Raw genomic sequence first — 6,893 nt, forward strand, 5'->3', positions numbered from 1 at the left:
AACGGGAACAGGACCGGGGAGGGGCCCGGCAACGGGTAGAGGACCAGCAACGGGAAGGGGCCCGGCAACGGGAAGGGGCCCCGGAGCGACGACCGGCATCGGCGCCTGCTGCCCCGCCTCCCGCGCCCCCGCGCTCTCCTCCGCCCCGGTCGCCGGGTCCGTCGGCCGGTCCGCGTCCGCGGGCGGCAGGGCGAACACCGTACGGGGCCCGGCCTCCTGCGCCGCGGCGCGCTCGTTGGCGGCGGCCAGGGCACGGCGGCGGCGTCCGGTCGGCTGGTCGGGATCCTCCGCGGGCACCGGAGTGCCGGCGACCGCGGGCAGGGCGGGCGGCAGGGCCGCCTGCGGTTCGTCGTCGTCGCGCCGGGCCCGCCGTCCGCCCGGCGCCGGTACGCCCTGCGGCGGAACGGTGCCGCCGAGTCCGTTGCCCGAGGCGGCCGTTCCGGCCGCGTGCTCTGCGGCCGTGAGCACGGCGCCCTCGCTCACACCGGCGTCCTCGCCGGGTCCGGCGGACCGTGCGCGTCGACGGCCGGTCCCGCCGGAGCCCTCCGGCTCCTCGGCGGGGGCCAGGGCCGGCGGCTCCTCGGCGGCCGGGCCACGCCGACGGCGCCGGCCGGTCGGCACCGCGGCCTCACCCTCGGCACCGGCGCCCGCCGCACCCGGAACCTCGCTCTCCAGGAAGGCGTCCACGGAGGACCGTCGCGCCCGCCGCCGTCCGGCGACGGAGTGCTGCTCACCCTCGGCGTCGGCCGCCTGCGGGGCCACGTCCGGCGGACCGGCCAGGGCGAGGGCGGACCCGACGGGGGCGGCGACGGCGCCCGCGCCTCCGCCCAACGGCACCTCCAGGACGTACGCGCTGCCGCTCATGCCCGGCACCTCGTGCGTCTGCAGCACGCCGCCGTGGGCGCGCACGATCCCGCGCACGATCGGTTCGTGCACGGGGTCACCGCCGGCGTACGGGCCGCGCACCTCGATGCGGACGACCTCGCCGCGCTGGGCGGCGGCCACGACGACCGTGTTGTCCATGTAGCCGCCGGTCGAGACGGGCGCGTTGCCGGTGGCGTCGACGCCCGCGACGTCGGCGACGAGGTGGGCGAGCGCGGTCGCCAGGAGCCGCGCGTCGACCTCGGCCTCGATGGGCGGCGCGTGCACGGCGAACTGGACCCGGCCGGGCCCGACCAGCTCCACGGCCCCGTCGACCCCGGCGGCGACGACGGCGTCGAGCATCACCTTCGTGCGGGTGACGGCCTCGCCGCCGGAATCCAGGCGCTGGTAGTCGAGGACGTTGTCGATGAGGGTGGTGATGCGCGCGTACCCGGCCGACAGGTGGTGCAGGACCTGGTTGGCCTCCGGCCACAGCTGCCCGGCGTCGTCGGCGGCGAGCGCGGACAGTTCGCGGCGCAGTTCGTCCAGGGGGCCGCGCAGCGACCCGCCGAGGAGGGTCAGCAACTGGTCGTACCGGGCGGCGAGGGCCTCGTAGCGGTCCCTCTCCCGCTCGCCCAGCGAGGCGTAGCGCTCCTCGCCGGCCGCCAGCTCCTCCGCGTGCTGCTCACGCAGCTCCTCCAGCTCGGCGACATGCTGCTGGCGCAGCGCGGTGAGGTCGGAGGAGTGCTCGTCGGAGAGCCGCTCCAGCTCGTCCCGGTGCCGCTTCTCGACGGCGTCCTTCTCCTCGGCGAGGGAGTCGTACGGCCGCCGGTCGGTGAAGGTCATCACGGCGCCGACGAGCTGGTCGCCGTCCCGGACGGGCGCGGTCGTCAGATCGACCGACACCTTGTCCCCGCTCTTGGACCACAGCACCTGCCCGCGCACCCGGTGCTTGCGCCCGGACCGCAGGGTGTCGGCGAGCGGCGACTCCTCGTACGGGAAGGGGGAACCGTCGGCGCGGGAGTGCAGCACTAGCGTGTGCAGCTCCTTGCCGCCGAGGTCGCTCGCCCGGTAGCCGAGGGTCTGGGCGGCGGCCGGGTTGACCAGCACGATCCGCCCGTCGGTGTCGGTGCCGACGACGCCCTCGGACGCGGCCCGCAGGATCATCTCGGTCTGCCGCTGCGACCGGGCCAGCTCGGCCTCGGTGTCGACGGTGCCCGACAGGTCGCGCACGACGAGCATCAGCAGCTCGTCGTTGGCGTAGCCGTAGCTGTCGTAGGCCTGCTGGCCGTTCTCCAGGTTGGCGCTGGTGACCTCGACGGGGAACTCGGTGCCGTCGGTGCGCCGGGCGACCATCCGTGTGGGCTTGGTCCGGCCGCGCGGGTCCATGTGGTCCGGGCGCCGCATCGAGCCGGGGATGAGCTTGGAGTCGAACTCCGGAAGGAGATCGAGCAGTCCGCGCCCTACGAGGGCGGTGCCCGGCGTCTCGAATGCCTCCAGCGCGATGGTGTTCGCGTTGACGACGGTTCCGTTGGCGTTGACCAGGACCAACGCGTCGGGAAGGGCGTCGAGTATGGCTGCGAGGCGAGCAGCGCCTCGGGATGGCCTGCTGCTCACGAGTCGCTTCCTCCCTGTTACCGCACTTTGCCGACCGCTCGGGCCATATTGCCAACCGTCCCGCAGCGTGTCACGCGAGGGAGTCTAAGGGCTGGGGTCGTGCTCGCGGCGCCGGATGAGAGGCAGCTCGCACGACGAAGTGACACAGAACGTATGACCGCCCGCCCCGGTTTCGCGGGACCTTCGCGTGACGTTTACGCGACGGGTGCTTCTGCCATGGGAAATCTGTGCGAAATCTGTGGGGTGGCGGGGTGCCGGCCCGCCGCCCCCTCGGACCCCCGCGGACGACGCCGGAACGGAACCGGGGCGACCGCCCTCGACCCCCGTTCTCCGGGGTCAGTGCCGGTTCAGGATCGGTCCGGTGCCGGGTCAGGTCCGGGCCAGTGCCCGCCCCATCTCCGGCAACAACGGCACGAACCTGTCCCACCGCTCGATGTGACAGCCGTTGCCGCGCTCGAACGTCGTGTCGACGGGTCGGCCGGCCCACCGGCCGGTGACATGCGCGGTGGCCGGACCGCCGTACCGCATGGTGCACACGCCGCCCTGCGGCACGGGTGCGAAGGCGTCCTTGCCCCAGCGGGTGTTGCGGTCCACGGCGGCGCAGGCCCCCGACACGTCCGGGTGATCCCCGCGGTCCGGGTGGCAGCGCACCCGGAACGTCCCGTCGGCGCTCCCGCCCGCGCCCCGGACGGTCACCGTGAGGTGATCGCCGGCGGTCGGCCGGTCCTCGTCACGGACGGGCGGCGGCGCGAGAGGCGGCCGGGCCGCGCCGGGGCCCGCGTGGGCGGCGACGGGACCCGCGCCGAGGGAGCCGGTGACGGCCACCGTGGAGGCGGCGGACAGGGTGAGAAGGAGCCGCCGGAGCGGTGTGACCTGGACCATGGCCTGCCTAACGCCCCGCCGCCGGGTACGTTCCGCCCGGCGAATGCCTTTGCCCCGGGGGCCGCCCGCCTAGTACCGTGGACGCCGATTGGTGACACGACGCTCGACTGTGTCATCATCTGCACGCGCCACTCGCCCACACGCGAGCGGCTGTGTGGAGGCGTCGCCTAGTCCGGTCTATGGCGCCGCACTGCTAATGCGGTTTGGGACTTCAATCCCATCGAGGGTTCAAATCCCTCCGCCTCCGCTCACGTCGAACCCCGGTCCTCCGCGACCGGGGTTTCGTCGTTCCCGGGCCGCATCCCGGCTGACCCCCAGATCGGGCCTTCGCGCAGGTCACAAGGGGTATCGGAATCGGATTTCACATGGCGGCGGCTGTCATGTAATGTTCTTCCTGTCGCCGCGAGCGGGCCGGAAGGGCCGGGAGCGAAGACAAAAAACAGAAGAAAGACAAGCACTCGTAGCTTAACGGATAGAGCATCTGACTACGGATCAGAAGGTTGCAGGTTCGAATCCTGCCGAGTGCACACCGTCAAGAGGCCCCGCAGAGATGCGGGGCCTCTTGCGTTGGTCTGGGCCGGTCCTCGTACGTCCACCGGACCGGTCCGCGCCTGGCCCCGGCGGACGGGGAACCCCCGCTTTCGCGATAGTGGGTGCGTTCGGGCGCTGCCAGGGGGTTGCGGGCAGGCGCATACTGGAAGCAATGACAAAGCCTGCTGCATCGAAGCGCTATTTGCCCACCAGCCCCTTCAAGGCCCCGGTCGCGCCGCCGCCCAAGCAGTTCGCCGTGGGTGACCAGGTCACGCACGACATGTACGGCCTCGGCCGGGTCATCGGCATCGAGGAGGGAATCGCGGTCCTCGTGGATTTCGGCTCGGCGCAACAGCGGATCCTGAGCCCGTACCCCAAGCTGACCAAGCTGTAGAAACCGCTGTGCCCGGTCACGGCACACCAGCTTCCTCACGGACCTGTAACGAATGGGAGTCCTCTCATCGACTCGACCTCGCTGTTCTCCGCTCCGGAAGGGGCGCCGCGCAGTGCCACCGCGACGTCGCCGCCTCCGACGGCGAACCCCTTCCAGGCACCGGACTTCGGAGAGTTCGTGGAGTTCGCGGAGAACGAGGACTTCCCGCCCGAGGACGGGCCGGAGTTCATCCCCGCGCCGGCCGCCGTGCGGCGTCGCAGGGCCGGCTAGCTCCCACCGGGAGCTTCCCGGCCTCACGATCCGTGCGGGTCACCGACGATGACGGTCGGGTCCATGGTGCGGCTCACCAGGGCGTGAGCCGTGTCGGCGAGACTCACCCGGTGATGGCGGGCGTAGTCGGTCAGACGGCGCCCTGCCTCACCCACCTCGATGTTCCCGTACACGGCGATCATCCCCTTGGCGATCTCCAGCGCGGTCTTGGCCGCGATGGCGCTCTGCACGCGGGTGATGACGTCGTCGACACGCGCCGGTTCCGTGGACCAGTGCATCAGCGACAGAGCGGCTGAGTCCGCCAGCGCCTGTGCCAGGTGGGCGTCGCCCTCGGACAGGTTCCCGACCCGCGCGTTGAGCAGGGTGACGGCTCCCAGGGGCCGGTCGTGCAGCCGCAGCGGGACGGTGTGCAAGGCCCGGTACCCGTTGTCGAGCATGGCGGGGACCAGCTTCGGCCAGCGGTCCCGCTCGGCGGTGATGTCCGGGATGCCACGGGCCTCGCCGGTGCGGAAGCAGTCCATGCAGGGGCCGCGGCCCGTCTGCGTCTGGAGCAGCTCGATGAACGCGGCGCCGTCCTCCGTGGCCGCCATCGTCTTCAGGGTGCCCCGGCCGTCGGCGACCATCACCGCCGCCGCGTCCACCTCCAGCAGCCCCCGGCAGGTGTGCACCAGACGGCTGAAGAGAACCAGTGGGTCGAAGTCGGAGGCATAGGTGTCGGCCAGGTCGACGAACGCCTGCGCCAACTCCCGCTCGCGGTTCATGCTCGCCTCCCCGGCGGATTCGTCACATGTCGTGGTCGCTCAGTCATGACGCATGTCCATGGTTCGGTCGATGACGGCCCGCGCCACCTCGCTCGAGGTGCGCCCCTGCGCGAAAGCCCTGGCACGCAGTATCAGGAGTGCCTCCTCCGCGCCGACTCCCAGCTGCGCCATGATCATTCCGGTGGCCTGGTGGATCTCCTCCCGATCCGACTCTGCTCCTGCCAGCCACGTTACGACTCCAGCGGTGTCCGCAGAAGCGCGATCCAGCGCGGTGACGGCCAGGACGACCGCGTCGGCGACCAGCAGAGCCGTCCGTACCTCGTCGCCGTCCAGGCCGCCCGCGGTCTCCCGGTACAGGTCGAGCGTGCCCAAGGCGCCGCCGGCGCCCGCCAACGGCACGGAGAAGGCGGCTGCCACGCCCGCTCGGGCGGCCTGATCGGAGAACAGCGGCCACCGCCGTACGTCGGGGCCGCGCCTGAGGTCCGGGGCGAACACCGGGGCCCGTAGCCGGACGGCCTCCGGGCTGGGGCCCTCGCCGAGGGTGTACTGGATCTCCGCGAGCCGGGTGGCCGTCTCGTCGCTCGCGAACAGCACCACCGCCGAGTCCGGGCCGTCCCCGAGGACGGACACGGACAGTCCGGCGACGCTCGGCAGCAGAGCGGCACAGCTCCGGCACAGGGCTTCGGGAATCTCTTCGGGAGGCAGCCCGCGCACGGCGGTGATGAGTTCGCGGGCGATCCGGGCCCGCTGGAGATCTGTCTCCTCCTCGGCGTCACCGCCGCCGAAACCCGCGTCGCCGCCCACGATCATCACCTCCCGGCGGAAACCGTCACCTTGCTTCCCTCCGATCCTGCCTCATCGGCCGCGCCACGGCTGCCCCGGCGCTCCCGCCGCAGCCCTGAGGGATCCGGCGGACCGGTCCCGCCCGCCAGGGCGTTCGCCGAGACTGGGCACATGGAGTTCTTCTGTCATCACCGTGACCGGCCCGGCTCTCTCGCCCTGCGCACCGAGCTGGTGGAGGAGCACTGGGCCTACATGGACCGGTACGAGGCCGAGTTGATCGCCAGGGGGCCGACCTTCGACGAGGGCGTGCTCACCGGCAGCGTGCACATCGTCGACCTGCCCGACCCGGCCGCCGCGCGGGCGTTCGCCTTCGACGAGCCCAACTACCAGGCCGGTGCCTACCGGGACGTGATGCTGCGGCGGTGGCGGAACCTGCTGGGGCGCACGATGTGGGACTTCCCCGGCGGCCGGGAAGGGAGCGACCGGTACCTGGTCCTCGGGCTCGGCGCGGGAGAGGCCGTCGATCTCGACGTACCGGACGACCGCGACGGGCTGATCGCGTACGGGCCGCTGCTGTCCGACGACGGCGCCGCCTGGCTCGGGACGGCGGCGCTCGTCCGGGCACCGGACCCGGAGGCGGCACGCGCCGTCCTGACCCGGGAACGGTATGCCGGGACCGAGGTCCACGAGTGGGAGTTCGGGGGCCGACGGTCCTGACGCCGGTCCTCTCGGGGGCCTGACGGTCCCCTCCCGCGGGCCCGTCGGCCTTCGTGCGGGCCCGCGGGAGGGGACCG

General features: G+C 72.7%; 6 protein-coding genes and 2 tRNA genes. 4 read left to right on the forward strand and 4 right to left on the reverse strand.

What is annotated here, in order from left to right:
• Window positions 1–2,478, reverse strand: a 2,478-nt coding sequence (locus BZL64_RS32725; RefSeq protein WP_143663372.1) for a PAS domain-containing protein, incomplete at its 3' end; no start/stop codon positions are given.
• A gap of 369 nt (window positions 2,479–2,847) precedes the next feature.
• Complete coding sequence (locus BZL64_RS32730; RefSeq protein ID WP_086772742.1) at window positions 2,848–3,360, reverse strand: SSI family serine proteinase inhibitor; 513 nt, start codon at window positions 3,358–3,360, stop codon at window positions 2,848–2,850.
• Window positions 3,361–3,516: 156 nt separating this feature from the next.
• On the opposite strand from BZL64_RS32730, the gene BZL64_RS32735 reads away from it, so the two are divergent.
• The 3 genes from BZL64_RS32735 to BZL64_RS32745 all read left to right on the forward strand — a co-directional run bounded on the left by BZL64_RS32735 (window position 3,517) and on the right by BZL64_RS32745 (window position 4,285).
• Window positions 3,517–3,607: transfer RNA gene (locus BZL64_RS32735), tRNA-Ser, on the forward strand.
• Between the two features lie 207 nt (window positions 3,608–3,814).
• Window positions 3,815–3,887: transfer RNA gene (locus tag BZL64_RS32740), tRNA-Arg, on the forward strand.
• Between the two features lie 176 nt (window positions 3,888–4,063).
• The gene (locus tag BZL64_RS32745; RefSeq protein ID WP_073499188.1) at window positions 4,064–4,285 is read left to right on the forward strand and encodes a hypothetical protein; all 222 of its coding nucleotides are present in this window, start codon (window positions 4,064–4,066) and stop codon (window positions 4,283–4,285) included.
• A gap of 293 nt (window positions 4,286–4,578) precedes the next feature.
• Here BZL64_RS32745 and BZL64_RS32755 read toward each other — a convergent pair whose 3' ends face one another.
• Complete coding sequence (locus BZL64_RS32755) at window positions 4,579–5,316, reverse strand: GAF and ANTAR domain-containing protein (RefSeq protein WP_086772744.1); 738 nt, start codon at window positions 5,314–5,316, stop codon at window positions 4,579–4,581.
• Window positions 5,317–5,355: 39 nt separating this feature from the next.
• Complete coding sequence (locus BZL64_RS32760) at window positions 5,356–6,120, reverse strand: GAF and ANTAR domain-containing protein (RefSeq protein WP_425276092.1); 765 nt, start codon at window positions 6,118–6,120, stop codon at window positions 5,356–5,358.
• Between the two features lie 150 nt (window positions 6,121–6,270).
• On the opposite strand from BZL64_RS32760, the gene BZL64_RS32765 reads away from it, so the two are divergent.
• On the forward strand, window positions 6,271–6,816 hold the full coding sequence (locus tag BZL64_RS32765) for a YciI family protein (protein WP_086772746.1): 546 nt from the start codon (window positions 6,271–6,273) through the stop codon (window positions 6,814–6,816).
• Window positions 6,817–6,893: the final 77 nt, after the last annotated feature.

Origin of the sequence: Streptomyces bobili (genome assembly GCF_002154575.1) — a bacterium.
GTDB classification, from domain to species: Bacteria; Actinomycetota; Actinomycetes; order Streptomycetales; family Streptomycetaceae; genus Streptomyces; species Streptomyces bobili.